This window comes from Pseudomonas sp., from assembly GCF_035512415.1.
Classification (GTDB): domain Bacteria; phylum Pseudomonadota; class Gammaproteobacteria; order Pseudomonadales; family Pseudomonadaceae; genus Aquipseudomonas.
This window is the reverse complement of record NZ_DATKDZ010000038.1, coordinates 137,156-152,148: the sequence shown is the minus strand read 5'-3', so window position 1 is coordinate 152,148 and position 14,993 is coordinate 137,156. Positions and strand designations below refer to the sequence as shown.

Here is a 14,993-nt window from a genome sequence, read left to right as displayed (position 1 = left end):
CCGATGAACCCAGGCAATCGCCCGCATTTTCCGTTTTCCGCCGTGCATGGCCAGCCGCAATTGCAACTGGCGCTGCTGCTCGCCGCCATCGACCCGCAGATCGGCGGTGTACTGATCGAGGGCCCGCGCGGCACCGCTAAATCCACCAGTGCCCGTGCCCTGGCCGATCTGTTGCCGAGCGGGCATTTCATCAATCTGCCGCTGGGCAGCAGCGAGGAACAACTGGTCGGCTCGCTGGATATCCAGGCGGCGTTGCAGGACGGTCGCGTCGCCTTCAAGCCCGGCCTGCTGGCCCGCGCCGATGGCGGCGTGCTCTATGTCGACGAGGTCAATCTGCTTGCCGATGCGTTGGTCGACCTGCTGCTGGATGTCTGCGCCAGCGGGGTCAACCGTATCGAGCGCGACGGCATTTCCCATCAGCACCAGGCACGGATCACCCTGGTCGGCACCATGAACCCGGAGGAGGGTGAGTTGCGCCCGCAGCTGCTCGACCGCTTCGGCCTGTTCGTGCGTCTTGGCCAGCAGATAGACGCCGCCACCCGCGAACGCATCGTCCGCAGCCGCCTGCAGTTCGACCGTGATCCGCAAGGCTTTGTCGAGGCGCAACGCGATGCACAGCAGCGCCTCAGCGAACGTCTGGAACAGGCGCGGGCGACGGTGGCACGTCTGGAGTTCAGCGACGCGCTGCACTGTCAGGTCAGCGCGCTCTGCTACGCCGCCGGGGTGGAAGGGGTGCGCGCCGATCTGGTGCTGCTGCGCGCCGCCTGCGCCCATGCCGCCTGGCAGCAGCAGGATGAGATAGGCGCGGCGGATGTCGAGGCGGTAGCCGAGCTGGTACTGGCGCATAGACGCAAAAATTCGCCAGATGCGCCGCAATCGCCTGCCCAGAACAATCCGGGTAACGGTGCCGCCAATGATCAACCGCCAGCCAATGGCGGCAGCGATTGGGGCGAGATGCCGCCGCAGCCCGTACCGACCCAGAGCCTCGCCGGGGCGAGGCCGCTGCCGCTAAAAAAGCCCTGAGCCAACGGCCCGCAACCGGGCCGCTGGCGGGGAGGGGTGAGCAGGCTGGGCGGGTGAGGGCGACGGGTACGGCAGCGAGCCCACGCATCCATTGGCCGCACACCCTGTTGAACAAGGCCACCGCACCGCTGCTGGCGGAGCATCTGCAGTTCCATCGTCAAGCAGCCGAGGACGGCCTGCTGCATTGCCTATTGCTGGATTGTTCCGGCTCGATGCTTAAACGCAGCAACCTGGCCCTGGCCAAGGGCCTGTTGTTGCGCTGGACGGAACAGATCTACCGGCAACGCGGCGAACTGGCGGTGATCGGCTTTGCCGGCAACCAGGCGCGCCTGCTGCAACCCCCGCAAAAAGCCGTGCCCTACAACGACGCCTGGATAGCCGCGATAGGCGGTGGCGGCGGCTCGCCAGCGGTCAACGCTGTGCAGCTGGCCGAGCAAACCCTGGCCAAGGTGCGCAAGGCCGCGCCCGGCAAGAAGATCGGCCTGTGGTTGCTTAGCGACGGGCGCTTCAGCCAGTTGCCTGCGCGCCCGCGACATGCGGACTTCTGTGTGGTGGTAGATTTCGAAAACCAACAGCTACCGCTCGGCCGCGCCGCACAGATCGCCCGGCTATGGGACGCCGAGCATCTGCGTGCGGTGGACCTGATTGGCGATCAATAAGCGTCGCTTTTGTAGCCCGGATGCAATCCGGGGATCGGTCTTATGGCCACCACCGATGCCCCGGATTGCATCCGGGCTACGTGACCGCTGTTAGCGAATCTTCAGCTTGCCGATACGGTCATTGTCCAGGCTGCCGAAGTACAGGTAATCGCCCACCGGCTTGACCGAGGTGATCATGCGCAGGTGTTTACCGCTGGTATCGTGCAGGCTCTGGGTGATTTCGCCTTGCTCGTTAAGGGCGAGGGCGAAGCCGTAGCGCTCCGCCTTGGGCCAGAACGCCCGTGGCAGCTTGGCCATTTGCGCTTTCGCCCAGGGCGAGCGGTGCAGCATATCGGCGTCGGCTTTGCGCGGCGTCGGCAACGCGACCCAGAAGGTGCCGTTGCGGTCGCCTTGCAGGTTGTCCGGCAGGCCGGGCAGGTTGTCGATAAAGATGTCGTGCGTGCCGGCCTTTTCGCCGCTCAGCCAGTAGCGGGTGATGCGGTAGCGGTAGGTTTCGTTGACCAGTACGAAATCCTCGGCCGCCGACAGCGCCACGCCATTGGCGAAGTACAGGTCCTTGAGCAGTACCCTGGTTTCCTTGGTCGCCGGGTTGTAGCTGAGCAGGCGGCCATGGGGACGGGCTTCGAGCAGGTCGAGCAGATAATCCGGCTGTTCGAAGCGCGATGAGGCGTCGCTGAAATAGATGGTGCCGTCGCTGGCGATATCCAGGTCATCGGTGAACTTGAACGGCACGCCCTCGGCCTCGGTGGCCAGCACCTCGATCTTGCCCTGAGGGTCGATACGCAGCAGGCCCTTGTAGGCATCGGCGACGATCAGCGCGCCGTCGGCCGCGAAAGCCATGCCCAGGGGCCGGCCGCCGGTGTCAACGAAGGATTCGACGCTGCCGTCGGTCTCGATGCGTACGATGCTGCCGTTATGCAGGCCGGCATAGACCCGGCCCTGACTGTCCACGGCGGTGTCTTCCGGGCCATGCACCTGGCCCCGGCCGAGCAGTTCGGCCTTCATCAGGGTGTCGTTGGGTTCCAGCACGCCGGTCATCAGCGGCGCTTGCGGCGCGTCCCAGGCCAGCGGGTCGATGGGGCTGGGCGTGACGGCGAGGTAGATGGCCACGGCGGCAATCAGGGCCACAAGTAGGCCAAGTAGTTTCTTCATTGTTGTTATTCCCTGTCTGAAGTTGAGCATGTGCAGCGCGCGCCAGATTACAGGGTTCATGCGCATCTGTGAGCCCATGGCGGCAAATGCCCGGCAATAGGCCGGGGCGATATATACTGCGCGGCATTCTTGAGGGGAGCGCCGCGTGACGATTGATATTCAGTGGATTGGTGATGACGCCAGCCTGGCACAGCATTGCGCCAGCTGGCGCAGCCTGCCCTTTGTGGCGGTCGATACCGAATTTATGCGGGTCGACACCTTTTACCCGATTGCCGGCCTGTTACAGGTCAGCGAGGGCAAACGCGCCTATCTGATCGACCCGCTGTTGATCGGCGACTGGACGCCCTTTGCCGAGCTGTTGCAGGACCCGGCCGTGGTCAAGGTGCTACATGCCTGCAGCGAGGATCTGGAAGTCTTTCTGCGCCTGACTGGCAGCCTACCGTCGCCGTTGTTCGACACCCAGCTGGCCGCCGGTTACCTCAATCTTGGCTTCTCCATGGGCTATTCGCGCCTGGTGCAGGCGGTGCTGAATATCGAACTACCCAAGGGCGAAACCCGCTCCGACTGGTTGCAGCGGCCGTTGTCCGCCACCCAGGTCAGTTACGCGGCGGAAGATGTGCTGCACCTGGCCGAGGTCTACCTGCTGTTGCAGGAGCAGCTGAGCGCGGATAAATACCGCTGGGTCCTGGAAGACGGTGCCGAGCTGGTGGCCAACCTGGGCCGTGAGCTTGACCCCGAGCTGGCCTACCGCGAGGCCAAGCTGGCGTGGAAGCTGTCGCCGCAACAGCTGGCGGTGCTCAAGATGCTGTGCGCCTGGCGCGAACGCGAAGCCCGTGCGCGCAACCAGCCGCGTAACCGGATTATCCGCGAACACTCTCTGTGGCCCCTGGCGCGCACCCAGCCAGACAACCTGGTGGCCCTGGCGCGGATCGAGGATATGCACCCGAAAACCGTGCGCCAGGACGGCGAGCTGATTCTGCAGATGATCAGGCAGGCGGCGGCCAGCCCGGCGGCGGATTGGCCAGCGGCCCTGCCCGAGCCTCTGCCGCTTGAGGCGTCGTCGCTACTGAAGAAACTGCGCGCCATCGGTCAGCGCGAAGGCGAGCGTCTGAACATCGCCCCCGAGCTGATGCTGCGCAAGAAGACCCTCGAAGCCCTGTTGAAGACCGGGTACCCCAAGGGCCCTTACCAGCTACCGGACTCCCTGCGTGGCTGGCGGCGTGAATTGATGGGCCAGGCGCTGCTTGATTGCCTGGCCGCAAGCGGAGAGTCGGCGTGAAACGTATCTGTTCGATCTACAAAAGCCCGCGTAAAAGCGGCATGTACCTCTATGTGCTGCGCAGCGAAGCCCTCAAGCGCGTGCCGGAAAACCTTCTGCTCGCCTTTGGTCCGCCGGCCCTGGCGTTTGAAATGGTGCTGACGCCGCAACGTACCCTGGCCCAGGAAGACATCCACAAGGTCTTGGCCAATCTCGACGAGCAGGGCTACCACCTGCAGATGCCGCCACCGGAAGACGAATATATCGAGCATCTGCCGGACGAGTTGCTGCGTCGCAACGACCCCATGTAGGCGACCTGCACCGTTCCGTGGAGGGCCCATGCGCCTGCTGATTGCCGAAAATGATCACGCCCGCTATGCCGAGTTGCTGCGCCAGCAGGCTCCCGAACTCGAGCTGGTAGCCAGTGCCCGGCCGGACGAGTTGCTTGAGTACGCCGCCAGTTGCCCGCTATGGCTGGGCCAACCCGATCTGCTCGCCGTCTTGCTGCGCCAGGGCCACAAGCCGCGCTGGCTGCAGTCGACCTGGGCCGGTATCACGCCGCTGCTGGCCGCCGATCTGCCCAGGGACTATTCACTGTCCCGCGCGGTGGGCATTTTCGGTCAGGTAATGGCCGAGTATGTGCTGTGCCATCTGCTGGCCCATGAACGGCAACTGTTCGCCCGCCTGGCCGCCCAGGTCGAGCAGCGCTGGGACAATCGTATGCCGCATAGCCTGGCCGGGCGCAAGGCGCTGATTGTCGGCACGGGCGATATCGGCCTGAGTCTGGCGCAGTTTCTCGCGCCCTTCGGCATCGAGCTGCTGGGCGTGGCCAGCAGCCCGCGTTCACAGCCGCCGTTTCGCCAAGTGGCCGGGCTCGATGCCTTGCCGCGTCTGGCCGGGGAGGCGGATTACCTGATCAACCTGCTGCCGGATACCCCGGCCACCCGCGATATCTATAACGCCGCGCTGTTTGCCTGCTGCAAGCCCAGCGCGCTGTTTATCAATGCCGGGCGCGGCGTCGCGGTGGTTGATGCCGACCTGATTGCGGCGCTGGAGCAGGAGCGGTTGGCCGCTGCGGTGATCGATGTCTGCCGCGAAGAGCCGTTGCCCGCCAACCATGGCTTCTGGAACGCACCGCGCCTGCTGCTGACCGGACATAGCTCGGCCCCCACCGACCCGCGGCTGCTGGTGCAGCTGTTTGTCGATAACCTGGCGCGCTGGCGTGCGGGAGATGAGTTGCGCGGCCTGGTGGATTTTGCCCGGGGTTATTGATCGGCGGTCTTACCCTGTTGCGCTCAGTCGCCGGCGTTGAGGCGCGCTCGCACTTGTAGGGTGCGCTGTGCGCACCGAGAGCTTATTGGCTGCGCTGGTGCGCACGGCGCACCCTACCTACTTCCATCCGCTTGGCTTGAGTATTGCTCAATAATTGACCATTCGGCTCGCCGCCCTTGGCCGCAGTTGGCCTAGCCGCTAGACTGCCGGCCTTTTCGCCCCTCACCGTACCCTCGCCATGGCCGCCAAAGTCGAACCCTTCTGGAAACGCAAGACCCTCGCCCAGCTCGATCAGGACGAGTGGGAGTCGCTGTGCGATGGCTGCGGCCTGTGCTGCCTGCAAAAGCTCGAGGATGAGGACGACGGCAGCGTCTATTACACCCGGGTCGCCTGCAAACTGCTGGATATGGACACCTGCCGCTGCAGCGATTACGCCAATCGCCGGCAGTCCGTCCCTGACTGTATTCAGCTCACCCCGGCCCAGGCCGACCAGTTCCAGTGGCTGCCGCCGACCTGCGCCTATCGCCTGGTCAGCGAGGGCAAGGACCTGCTGCTCTGGCATCATCTGGTCTGCGGTGACCCACAACAGGTACATACTCAGCGCATTTCTCAGGCTGGGCGCATGCTCAGCGAGAACAGCGTGGCCGAGGATGACTGGGAAGAACACCTGATTTTTCGTGCCGGCTAAGGCCTATTGTCGTTTTATTCGCAGTTAGGATGGAACGACAGAGGCCCCCGGGGTCTATGGATTGGTCCGTCTCATACTGGAGCTTTGCGCATGTCGATTTACCGTGCCCTGTTACCCGCAGTCTTGCTCTGTCTGAGTGCCCAGTTGTGGGCTGCGCAGAAAGTCGATCTGGATTATCGCGTCAAGTTCTTGCCGGACAGTGACCAGGCTGAAGTCAGCCTGAGCCTGGAGCAGGGTGAGCGGGTGCTGAGCCTGGGCTTCAACCTGGGCGACGAGAACCTTTACACGGACTTCGCCGGCGACGGCGAGTGGACCCAGGAAAGCCCGCAGCGCGGGGTTTGGCAGCCGGCCAAGGGCAAGGCCAAGCTGACTTACCGGGTGCGCATCAACCATGAACGCAGTGCCGGTCGCTTTGACGCGCGCATGACCGAGGATTGGGCGCTGCTGCGCGGCGACGATCTGGTGCCCGCCGTGCAGTTGCGCCAGAAGAACGATACCGAGCTGGTGGCGCGTCTGAAGTTCGACCTGCCCAAGGGCTGGAAAAGCGTGGAAACCGGCTGGCCACGCATCGGCACACATGAATTTCGCATCGACAACCCGCAGCGCAAGTTCGACCGCCCGACCGGCTGGATCATCGCCGGCAAGATAGGCACTCGTCGGGCCAAGCTGGGGGATACCGATGTGACCATCGCCGCGCCGGTCGGCGAGGGCATGCGCCGGATGGACATCCTCACCCTGCTGACCTTCGTCTGGCCCGAGGCCCAGGCGGTGTTTCCCCGCGATCCGGGCAAGCTGCTGATCGTCGGTGCCGGTGACCCCATGTGGCGCGGTGGGCTGTCGGCCGCCAACTCCTACTATATGCACAGCGACCGGCCGCTGGTCAGCGAAAACGGCACCAGCTCCCTGGTGCATGAGCTGGTCCACGTGTTCAGCCGTATCCAGTCGCGCGATCGCAGCGATTGGATCACCGAAGGCCTGGCCGAGTACTACGCGATCGAGTTGATGCGCCGTGCTGGCGGCCTGAGCGAGGACCGTTATCAGAAGGTGCGTGAGCACCTAGTGGAGTGGAGCAAACCGGTCAAGAGCCTGCGCACTGCCCATGCCAGCGGTCCGGTTACCGCCCAGGCGGTATTGCTGCTGCAGGAACTGGATCGCGAGCTGCGCCAGAAGACCAAGGGCAGCACCCAGCCGCGTTCACTGGATGACGTGACCCGCGGCCTGATGCGCCTGGAAAAGGCCAGCACCAAGGACTTTATCGAAATCAGCGAGAACGTTATGGGCGGTCCGTCCAAGGTGCTGGACAGCAAGCTGTTGAAGTAGTCGGCTATTTGAACTTGGGCCCGGACTTGGTGTTAATGCCCTTGGCCATGCGGTCGTAGAGCACCACGTTGACCGTGGCCGCCAGGTTCATGCAGCCCTGGGTGGGGATATAGATCACGTCCTCGCACCAGCCGAGGACTTCCTTGCTCAGTGAGCCGTCTTCCGGGCCGAAGATATAGAGGGCGCGATCCGGGTGGGTGTATTCCGCCAGTGATCGCGCGCCCTCGACCAGCTCTACGGCGACCGGGGTGCAGCCCAGGGGGATGATCTTCTGCAGGTCTTCGACGGCGATCAGCGGAATATCCATATAGATGCGCTGGGTGTCGGTGACGAAGTCGCGGGCGCGCTCATAGCGCTTGCCGCTATAGAACACCGAAGCCGCCCCGTAGCAACCCGCCGCGCGCATCACCGCGCCGACGTTTTCCGGAGATTTGGGGTTGAACAGGCCGATGCAGGCGTATCTCTTGTTAGCCACGAGCTTGGGGCCTTCAGATAAAGGGGGCCGCAGTATAAGGCTTGGCAGCGTTGCGGTCAGGGCTATCGGCTAAAGAGATTTACCCCCCCCCCGGTGTGCGCGCCATCGGCTGCCTGTGCGGCTATTGGTGAATGGGCTTTTGCCTGCAAGCACTGATGTACAGTCACCGCCTTTCAGCTTCCTCTCCTCTCAGGGCGCGGCCGGCTAGGAGAGGGCTGGGTGAGGGGATAAAGCCGACAGCCGATAAAGGACCGCCCCGGCTGCTCGGCGCTGGGGCCGGGAACCGCGGCCAGGGCGATGGGTGGCATGCCGGTGTCGCGGGTGAAGCGTTCGCCGACTTGGCGCAGGCCGTCGTGGCCCTTGTCCGGGTTAATCCAGATGGCCAGCGTGCCTTTCTCGAAGCCATGGACGCTGGGGGGCAGGGATGGCAGGCGAAAAAAAGGCGGCCAGAGGCCGCCCGAAAATATCCCTGGAGGGATTGGCTTCACTTGATCTGGATACGCTCGAGCAGGTAGGCCTTGGCGCTGTCGTCGCCGACCCGGGCGGCTTCATCGGCCAGGCGTAGGGCGCGCTCCAGATCCTGACCGGCCAGGGCGGCGTCGATGCCCTGGCGGTAGTAGGCCTGGGTTTCCGGCAGCACGGCCGGTACTGGGGTGGTGGGCAGGCGGTTGCCCATTTCCATGCCGATGCTGCGCGGCGGCACATAGCTATTGGCCTGCTGGCTGGCGCTGCCGTCCTCGATCAGCACCATCTTGAGCACCCCCACCGGGGCATGCCGGGCGACGGGGTCGGGAATATTTGGCGGCTCGTTGCCGTGGGCCTTGGCATGGGCCTTGGCCGGGTGTTGCAGGACGGTCTGGCCGGCCAGCTGGCGCTCGCTGGTGAACAGGATCAGGTACTGCTCGTTGCCGGGGTTGTCATGATAGAGGCGGTCGATACGCAGGCGCGCATCCAGGCTGTCGCCCTTGAGACCGGCGGCCGGTTCGTAGACGAAATCCTCGCTGCCGAGCAGGCGGGTCAGACGGAACTGGCTGTCGAGCAGCATGGCGCTGGGGGCCAGCACGGTCTTGCCGGCCTGGCTGTACAGGCGGATTTCGAACGAGCGGCTGTTGCTCGGCAGGGCGAAGGCGCGCAGAAAGCTCTTGCCGCTCTGGAATTCGAAAGCCGGGGCGCTGGGGTCGATGACCACATCGCCGGAGAAATTGGCCGGGATCGGCACATAGGGCAGTTGTTGCAGGCTGCTGCAGCAAGGTTTGGCGGCGGCCAGTGCGCGTTGGCCGTCCTGCTGGGAGGTCTGCAGCGGTGCAGGCGTCTGGGTCAGTACGTCGATGCGGCGCAGCGGTTCGCCAGCGCAGCCGGTCAGCAGCAGGCCGAGCAGGGCAAGGCCGGTGAGTCGATGATGCGGCATGTGTTATTCCTCTTATTGTTCACGCCTGTAAAAGGGCCCCGGCCTGTTGCAGGTCCGGGGCAAATAACCACAGGAGCAGCGTTACAACTTCGTTCAGGGCCCGGATGCAACGGGCCCCGATTCGGTTACCACCAGGCTTCGGCCTGTACGCCAAAGGTCAGGCCGTTGTCGTCGCCTGGCTCGATGGATTCGCTGGCGGCGTTGTAGCGGCCGCCGTCCCACATGGCGTAGGTGGCGAAGGCGCGGATTTGCGGACGGGCCCAGAAGCTGCGGCCGGCGGACCATTGCTGGGCCAGGGTGACCTTCTTCAGATCGCGGGATTTTTCGTCATCGGCCTGCGGGTCGATGTAGTCGTAGCCGAATTCCAGAGCGGTGCTCATGGTGTCGTTCCACTTGTACACCGGGCGCACGCCGAAGGAGGTCCAGGCTTGCCCGGAGTCGTTGTCGAAGTCTTTGTCTTCGTGGATCTGCACGTACATCATTTCGATGTTGTCGCTCAGGCTGACCACGCCCTGGTTGACCAGACGGACCATGCTGCCGTTGCTGTTACCGGTGGTGTTGCGCCCGGTGCTGCCGATAATGCCGTCGGTGCCGTACTGCAGGGCCAGCTTGTTGTAGCCGCCGAACCAGTTGCCCTGGACATGCTCGACGGTGACCAGATGACCTTTCTGGTCGCTATAGCCCGGATCTTTTTCCTGGATATCGGAGAGGTTGGCCTTGCCGTAGTTGTAACCGAACTCCAGCTTGCCGTCGGTATTGAACTCGATGTCGTTGAGACGAAAATCCAGGGTGTCGTTGGCCACGTTGGTGCCGGTGCCCGCGCCGTTATAGGTCCAGTCGCCATCGGTGTTGCGCATCCAGGCCACGTGGGCCTTGGCGAAGCCCAGGTCGATGTCCTCGATGCCGGCACCCGGCCCGGAAACGTCCCAGTAGTAGTAGTCGTTGATATGCACGTCATGGCGCTTGTAGTAACGCTTGCCGGCCCACAGGGTGGCACCGGGCAGGGTGTCGGGGAGGAAGTTTTTGGCCTGCACGTTGAACTGGCGAATCGAGCTGGTGCCGTTGGCGTAGGGGTTGCTGTCGCTGTCGGTGGCTTCCCAGTCGTTGGCCTGGTCGGACTTGTAGGCAATCATGCTATCGACGTAGAAGCTCTGCTCGCCTTCCTTCCACACTTCCTTGCCCAGGCCGATCTCGGCGTAGGTTTCGCATTCGTTACCCAGGCGGTACTTGGCCGACGCGCCAGCTGCCTGGAAGCAGGCCTGGTCGCCGCCGCCGGCAGTCGCGCCGATACCGGAACGCATGTAGCCATGAAAGTCCACGGCCAGGGCCGGGCTGGCCAGCAGCATGGCGGCGAGCAGGGCACTGGGACGAAACAGCTGTGCAGGTTGGATCTTGTTCATCGTGGGACCTTTTCTTGTTTTTGGATTCAGGGCTGCCGGAGCCTTGCGCACAGCCTGTTCGGGCATTTACCGGCGGGGAGGGCGTCCTCGTTGGCGTGCCGACACTCGCCCCGCAGGCTCGACCGCACCAGGAGTGACCGAGGGCGGCGGCTGGACCAAGCGTCATGGATCGGCCACCTGCGCCACATCCTCCCCGGCCATTTTTTTCAAGGCTGAGTGCCCGGGGCGTAGCGCCGCGCAGGCGGGTAGGGGGTGGGGTGAGGTGGCGGCTACGCCTGCCAGCTACGCCGCAAGAAAGTCCCCAGGGGAGGTATGGCACCAGCGCGCGCAGCGCCAAGCTGGCGCGGCTGAGTGGACCCAGGCGTCCGCCCGAGCACCACATCCCCTGTAGTCGGATGCTCTCTACAACAACAAAATGGAGCTCTACGATGAAACGATACCTGCGACTTGCCGGGCTGGTCCTGGCACTGACGCCCCTGGCGTACCCCTACGGCAGCCTGCTCGAGGCGGCTGAAACCGCGGGCAAATCGCCCAATGGCGTGCGCTACCACGGCGGCGACGAAATCATCCTGCAAGGCTTTCACTGGAACGTCGTGCGCACCGCCCCCAACAACTGGTACAGCACCCTCGCGAGCATGGCTCCGAGCATCGCCGCGGACGGCTTCAGCGCCATCTGGATGCCGGTGCCGTGGCGCGACTTCTCCAGCTGGAGCGATGCCAGCAACGGCACCTCGGGCGGCGGCGAGGGCTACTTCTGGCACGACTTCAACAAGAACGGCCGTTACGGCAGCGAAAACCAGCTCAAGCAGGCCGCCAGCGCGCTGAACGGGGCCGGGGTCAAGCCGATCTACGATGTGGTGCCTAACCATATGAACCGCGGTTATCCGAACAAGGAAATCAACCTGCCGGCGGGCCAGGGCCTGTGGCGCAACGATTGCGCCGATCCAGGCAACTACGCCAACGACTGCGACGACGGCGACCGCTTTGTCGGCGGTGATGCCGACCTCAACACCGGCCACCCGCAGAACCTGGCGATGTTCCAGCAGGAGTTCGCCAACCTGCGCAACAACTACGGCGGCGCGGGGCTGCGCTTCGATTTCGTTCGCGGCTACGCCGGCGAGCGGGTCGACAGCTGGATGGGCCAGGCCCAGGACGACGGTTTCTGCGTCGGCGAGCTGTGGAAGGCCCCGGGCGAGTACCCGAGCTGGGACTGGCGCAACGGCGCGAGCTGGCAGCAGATCCTCAAGGACTGGTCGGACCGGGCCAAGTGCACCATCTTCGACTTCGCCCTCAAGGAACGCATGCAGAACGGCAGCGTCAGCGACTGGCGTTATGGCCTGAACGGCAACCCCGATCCGCGCTGGCGCGAGGTGGCGGTGACCTTTGTCGACAACCATGACACCGGCTATTCGCCCGGCCAGAACGGCGGTCAGCACCACTGGCCGTTGCCCGATCACCTGCTTAAGCGGGCCTATGCCTATATCCTCGCCAGCCCCGGCACACCGGTGGTCTATTGGTCGCACATGTATGACTGGGGCTACGGCGACTTTATTCGCCAGCTGATCCAGATCCGCCGTACGGCGGGGATCAAGGCCGACTCGGCGATCCAGTTCCACACGGGTTTCAGCGGCTTGGTGGCGACTGTCAGCGGCAGCGATCAGCAGTTGCTGATAGCCCTGGATTCGAACCTGTCCTCGCCCGGCCAGGTAGCCAGTGGCAATTTCACCGAGGCGCTGAACAGCGACAACGGTCAGGTGCGCATCTGGCGCACGGGTACCGGCAGTGGTGGCGACGGCGATCTGGTCAGCGTGAACTTTCGCTGCGACAACGGCGTGACCCAGCCGGGTGACAGCGTCTATGCGGTGGGCAATAACAGCCAGCTGGGCAACTGGAGCCCGGCCGCTGCCGTGCGCCTGACCGACACCAGCGCCTACCCGACCTGGAAGGGCAGTATCAGCCTGCCGGCCCAGCAACAGGTGGAGTGGAAGTGCATCATCCGCAATGAAAGCAACCCGACCCAGGTCAAGACCTGGCAGTCGGGTACCAACAACAGCCTGACCGTCAGCGCAGGAGTCAGCACCTCGGGCAGCTTCTGACCAGCCGCGTGCGGCACACCTTGTTGGAGTGCCGCGCGCATTCGCTCTATTGCCGACCTGGGTTGAGCCGTTGTCGCTGGATGGCGTGGCGGGTGACAAGAGCGCGTTGGGCAAATAACCGCTGCGGCCGCGGTGCGCACGGCGCACCCTACGAAGGCGGCATCGTGCCGGGGCCAGTTGTCCCGCAGGGTGCGTTGCGCGCACCAGCGGCTATCCTGAACGGGCGACACGCTTTCAGGAGACAGGGAATGTCCGACTATCGCCGCGCCCGGGAGCAGGGTGCCTGCTATTTCTTTACGCTGACGACCGAGCAACGCCAGCCCGTGCTAACCCAGCCGAGGCTGCGCGAAGCCCTGCGCCTGGCCATCGTCCAGGTGCGTCAGCGTTATCCCTTCACTATTGCGGGTTGGGTGTTATTGCCCGATCACCTGCATTGCCTATGGCAGTTGCCTGCGGGCGATGCCGATTTCGGCCTGCGTTGGTCGCTGATCAAACGCCTTACCAGCCAAGCGCTGCCCCAAGCGCCAGGGGCGATCAGCCTGAGCCGCAGCCTGCGCCGTGAGTCCGGGCTATGGCAGCGGCGCTTCTGGGAACACCGCATCCGCGATGAAGAGGATTACCGCCGGCACCTGGATTATCTCCACTGGAACCCGGTACGCCATGGGCTGGTCGAGCAGGTAGCCGACTGGCCCTGGTCGAGCTATCACCGCCTGGTGCGCGAAGGCATATACCCGGCGGATTGGGGCGGAACCGGGGAAGCAGAGGGCACGTTCGGCGAGTGACCGCGCAAGTTGCGGGCGCGACGCTTTTGTAGGGTGCGCCGTGCGCACCGGGGTTAAACGCCAATCTGCCGGGCCAACGACCGGTCAGGCGGTTGTCGTTGGAGGGAGATGTATTTGGCGAATAACCGCGCAAGCCGCGGTGCGCACGGCGCACCCTACGAGTGCGGCATCGTGCCGGGGTTTAAAGAGTCCCGTAGGGTGCGCCGCGCGCACCGGGGTTAAACGCTGATCTGTCAGGCGAGTGGCCGGTCAGGCGGTTGTCGTAGGCGGGAGATGCATGTGGCGAAGAACCGCGTAAGCCGCGGTGCGCACGGCGCACCCTACGAGTGCAGCATCGTGCGGGGCCGCCTAGGTTGTGCGCACCAGGGTTAAATGCCGATCTGCCAGGCCATGGCCTGTTCCCGGGCCTGTTCGAGTTGTTGCCGCCAGGCAGTCACGGGTCTGTCTTGCAGCAGGTCCAGGCGTTGCAAGTCCGTAGCTTGTGCGTCCAGGCATTCCGTCAGCCAATCCAGGCGTTGCAGGGTCAGGGGTGTGCAGGTCTGGCCCTGCAGGTCGTCGTCCAGGTCGCTCCAGTGCGAGCGCCAGGCTTCGCGCAGGTAGAGGCGGGCGAGGTCGTGGCGCAGGGCCTGTTGCCAGTCGCCGATAATGCCATCCAGCCAGGCCAATACGTTGTGGCTCGCGCCGCGCTGAGCCAGGGTCTGGCGCAGGTGCTGGTAGCACTCCAGGGCGATGCGTTTTTCCAGTTCCAGGGCGCTGAGGGCGGCGGCGCTGCCCTGGCGCTGTTCCAGGCCGAGCAGGTAGGCGTAGTAGCTGCGGGTTTCGAAGCGTTCGGCGGCGTGGTACTGCGGAGTGAGCAGGCCGTTGCTGTTGCAGGCATGCAAGGGATCGAAGCGGTACATATAACCGAAGTCGAACAGGCGGATCTGGCCGTCGTCGAGCAGGTTGCCGGGGCACAGGTCCCAGTCGAAGAAGCCCAGTTGCAGCAGCGCCGAAAGGCTGGCGAACAGCTGCAGTAGGCGGCGTTCGTCCCACTCCTGTACGGCTTCGCCGGCGATCCAGGGCGACAGCAGCAGGCCCTGGCGGTAGCTGGCGTACTGGGTGGCGACTATCCCGCTTAGCGCCGCATTCCAGGCCGGCTGCTGTTTCAAGGCCTGCAGTTCGGCGCGGCGCTGCACTTCGTTGAGAAATGAGGTCTGGCCATTGAGGTTCTGCACCTTGCAGTGCGCCCGCGCGCGCTTGAGCGTCCAGAGCCTGCCGTCGGCCTCGATCTGGTAGACCTCGGCGGTCAGGCCGCTGGCGAAGTGGCGACGTACCCAGGGGCTGGTAGCCTCGGTGGCCAGCAGTTGTTCGATGGGCAGCGGACAGTCGGTGGTTTGGCCGACCTGGATATCGGCGTGGCTCGCGGCGAAGGCAAGTTGGGCCTGTTGGCGTTGTTGTTCCGGGGTCATATCGGCACCTCT

Annotated in this window: 14 protein-coding genes; 9 read left to right on the top strand and 5 right to left on the bottom strand. The window is 64.4% G+C overall.

The features are described from left to right. Positions 1 to 3 precede the first annotated feature (3 nt). Complete coding sequence (locus VMP31_RS17800; RefSeq protein WP_325509042.1) at positions 4 to 1,023, top strand: ATP-binding protein; 1,020 nt, start codon at positions 4 to 6, stop codon at positions 1,021 to 1,023. 107 nt (positions 1,024 to 1,130) lie between these two features. Further along, the gene (locus tag VMP31_RS17795) at positions 1,131 to 1,682 is read left to right on the top strand and encodes a vWA domain-containing protein (protein WP_325509041.1); all 552 of its coding nucleotides are present in this window, start codon (positions 1,131 to 1,133) and stop codon (positions 1,680 to 1,682) included. A gap of 90 nt (positions 1,683 to 1,772) precedes the next feature. On the opposite strand, the gene VMP31_RS17790 is transcribed toward VMP31_RS17795, so the two are convergent. After that, on the bottom strand, positions 1,773 to 2,834 hold the full coding sequence (locus tag VMP31_RS17790) for an SMP-30/gluconolactonase/LRE family protein (RefSeq protein WP_325509040.1): 1,062 nt from the start codon (positions 2,832 to 2,834) through the stop codon (positions 1,773 to 1,775). A gap of 145 nt (positions 2,835 to 2,979) precedes the next feature. On the opposite strand from VMP31_RS17790, the gene rnd reads away from it, so the two are divergent. From rnd to VMP31_RS17765, 5 genes are all read left to right on the top strand, one after another. Then, a complete protein-coding gene (gene rnd / locus VMP31_RS17785; protein ID WP_325509039.1) occupies positions 2,980 to 4,113 on the top strand; it encodes a ribonuclease D in 1,134 nt (377 codons plus the stop codon). Then, positions 4,110 to 4,403 carry a YcgL domain-containing protein gene (locus VMP31_RS17780; protein ID WP_325509038.1) on the top strand — a complete coding sequence of 98 codons (294 nt, stop codon included), beginning with the start codon at positions 4,110 to 4,112 and terminating at the stop codon, positions 4,401 to 4,403. Before rnd ends, VMP31_RS17780 begins: the two co-directional genes overlap by 4 nt. Before the next feature lie 28 nt (positions 4,404 to 4,431). Continuing rightward, on the top strand, positions 4,432 to 5,364 hold the full coding sequence (locus VMP31_RS17775; RefSeq protein WP_325509037.1) for a D-2-hydroxyacid dehydrogenase: 933 nt from the start codon (positions 4,432 to 4,434) through the stop codon (positions 5,362 to 5,364). Positions 5,365 to 5,602: 238 nt separating this feature from the next. Further along, positions 5,603 to 6,052: a YcgN family cysteine cluster protein gene (locus VMP31_RS17770; RefSeq protein WP_325509036.1), complete on the top strand. Its 450-nt coding sequence runs from the start codon at positions 5,603 to 5,605 to the stop codon at positions 6,050 to 6,052. A 90-nt stretch (positions 6,053 to 6,142) separates the two neighbouring features. Further along, the gene (locus VMP31_RS17765; protein ID WP_325509035.1) at positions 6,143 to 7,372 is read left to right on the top strand and encodes a hypothetical protein; all 1,230 of its coding nucleotides are present in this window, start codon (positions 6,143 to 6,145) and stop codon (positions 7,370 to 7,372) included. Positions 7,373 to 7,376: 4 nt separating this feature from the next. On the opposite strand, the gene VMP31_RS17760 is transcribed toward VMP31_RS17765, so the two are convergent. The 3 genes from VMP31_RS17760 to VMP31_RS17750 form a co-directional block, all read right to left on the bottom strand. Then, entirely contained in the window at positions 7,377 to 7,847 is a 471-nt protein-coding gene (locus VMP31_RS17760) for an RNA methyltransferase (protein WP_325509034.1), read from the bottom strand. Between the two features lie 484 nt (positions 7,848 to 8,331). Continuing rightward, positions 8,332 to 9,255 (bottom strand): MalM family protein, encoded by a 924-nt coding sequence (locus tag VMP31_RS17755; RefSeq protein ID WP_325509033.1) that lies wholly within the window; start codon positions 9,253 to 9,255, stop codon positions 8,332 to 8,334. 125 nt (positions 9,256 to 9,380) lie between these two features. After that, positions 9,381 to 10,655 (bottom strand): maltoporin, encoded by a 1,275-nt coding sequence (locus VMP31_RS17750; RefSeq protein WP_325509032.1) that lies wholly within the window; start codon positions 10,653 to 10,655, stop codon positions 9,381 to 9,383. Positions 10,656 to 11,083: 428 nt separating this feature from the next. On the opposite strand from VMP31_RS17750, the gene VMP31_RS17745 reads away from it, so the two are divergent. Beyond that, on the top strand, positions 11,084 to 12,751 hold the full coding sequence (locus VMP31_RS17745) for a glucan 1,4-alpha-maltotetraohydrolase domain-containing protein (protein ID WP_325509031.1): 1,668 nt from the start codon (positions 11,084 to 11,086) through the stop codon (positions 12,749 to 12,751). Between the two features lie 248 nt (positions 12,752 to 12,999). Then, a complete protein-coding gene (locus VMP31_RS17740) occupies positions 13,000 to 13,533 on the top strand; it encodes an REP-associated tyrosine transposase (RefSeq protein ID WP_325509030.1) in 534 nt (177 codons plus the stop codon). A 368-nt stretch (positions 13,534 to 13,901) separates the two neighbouring features. Here the strand turns inward: VMP31_RS17740 and VMP31_RS17735 are convergent, their stop codons facing one another. After that, the gene (locus VMP31_RS17735; protein WP_325509029.1) at positions 13,902 to 14,981 is read right to left on the bottom strand and encodes a hypothetical protein; all 1,080 of its coding nucleotides are present in this window, start codon (positions 14,979 to 14,981) and stop codon (positions 13,902 to 13,904) included. Positions 14,982 to 14,993 lie beyond the last annotated feature (12 nt).

Coding starts and splice junctions, on each gene's coding strand:
- VMP31_RS17750 (WP_325509032.1), bottom strand. CDS start 10,655: ATGAACAAGATCCAACCTGCACAGCTGTTTCGTCCCAGTGCCCTGCTC.
- VMP31_RS17770 (WP_325509036.1), top strand. CDS start 5,603: ATGGCCGCCAAAGTCGAACCCTTCTGGAAACGCAAGACCCTCGCCCAG.
- VMP31_RS17745 (WP_325509031.1), top strand. CDS start 11,084: ATGAAACGATACCTGCGACTTGCCGGGCTGGTCCTGGCACTGACGCCC.
- VMP31_RS17775 (WP_325509037.1), top strand. CDS start 4,432: ATGCGCCTGCTGATTGCCGAAAATGATCACGCCCGCTATGCCGAGTTG.
- VMP31_RS17800 (WP_325509042.1), top strand. CDS start 4: ATGAACCCAGGCAATCGCCCGCATTTTCCGTTTTCCGCCGTGCATGGC.
- VMP31_RS17765 (WP_325509035.1), top strand. CDS start 6,143: ATGTCGATTTACCGTGCCCTGTTACCCGCAGTCTTGCTCTGTCTGAGT.
- VMP31_RS17735 (WP_325509029.1), bottom strand. CDS start 14,981: ATGACCCCGGAACAACAACGCCAACAGGCCCAACTTGCCTTCGCCGCG.
- VMP31_RS17755 (WP_325509033.1), bottom strand. CDS start 9,255: ATGCCGCATCATCGACTCACCGGCCTTGCCCTGCTCGGCCTGCTGCTG.
- VMP31_RS17790 (WP_325509040.1), bottom strand. CDS start 2,834: ATGAAGAAACTACTTGGCCTACTTGTGGCCCTGATTGCCGCCGTGGCC.
- VMP31_RS17740 (WP_325509030.1), top strand. CDS start 13,000: ATGTCCGACTATCGCCGCGCCCGGGAGCAGGGTGCCTGCTATTTCTTT.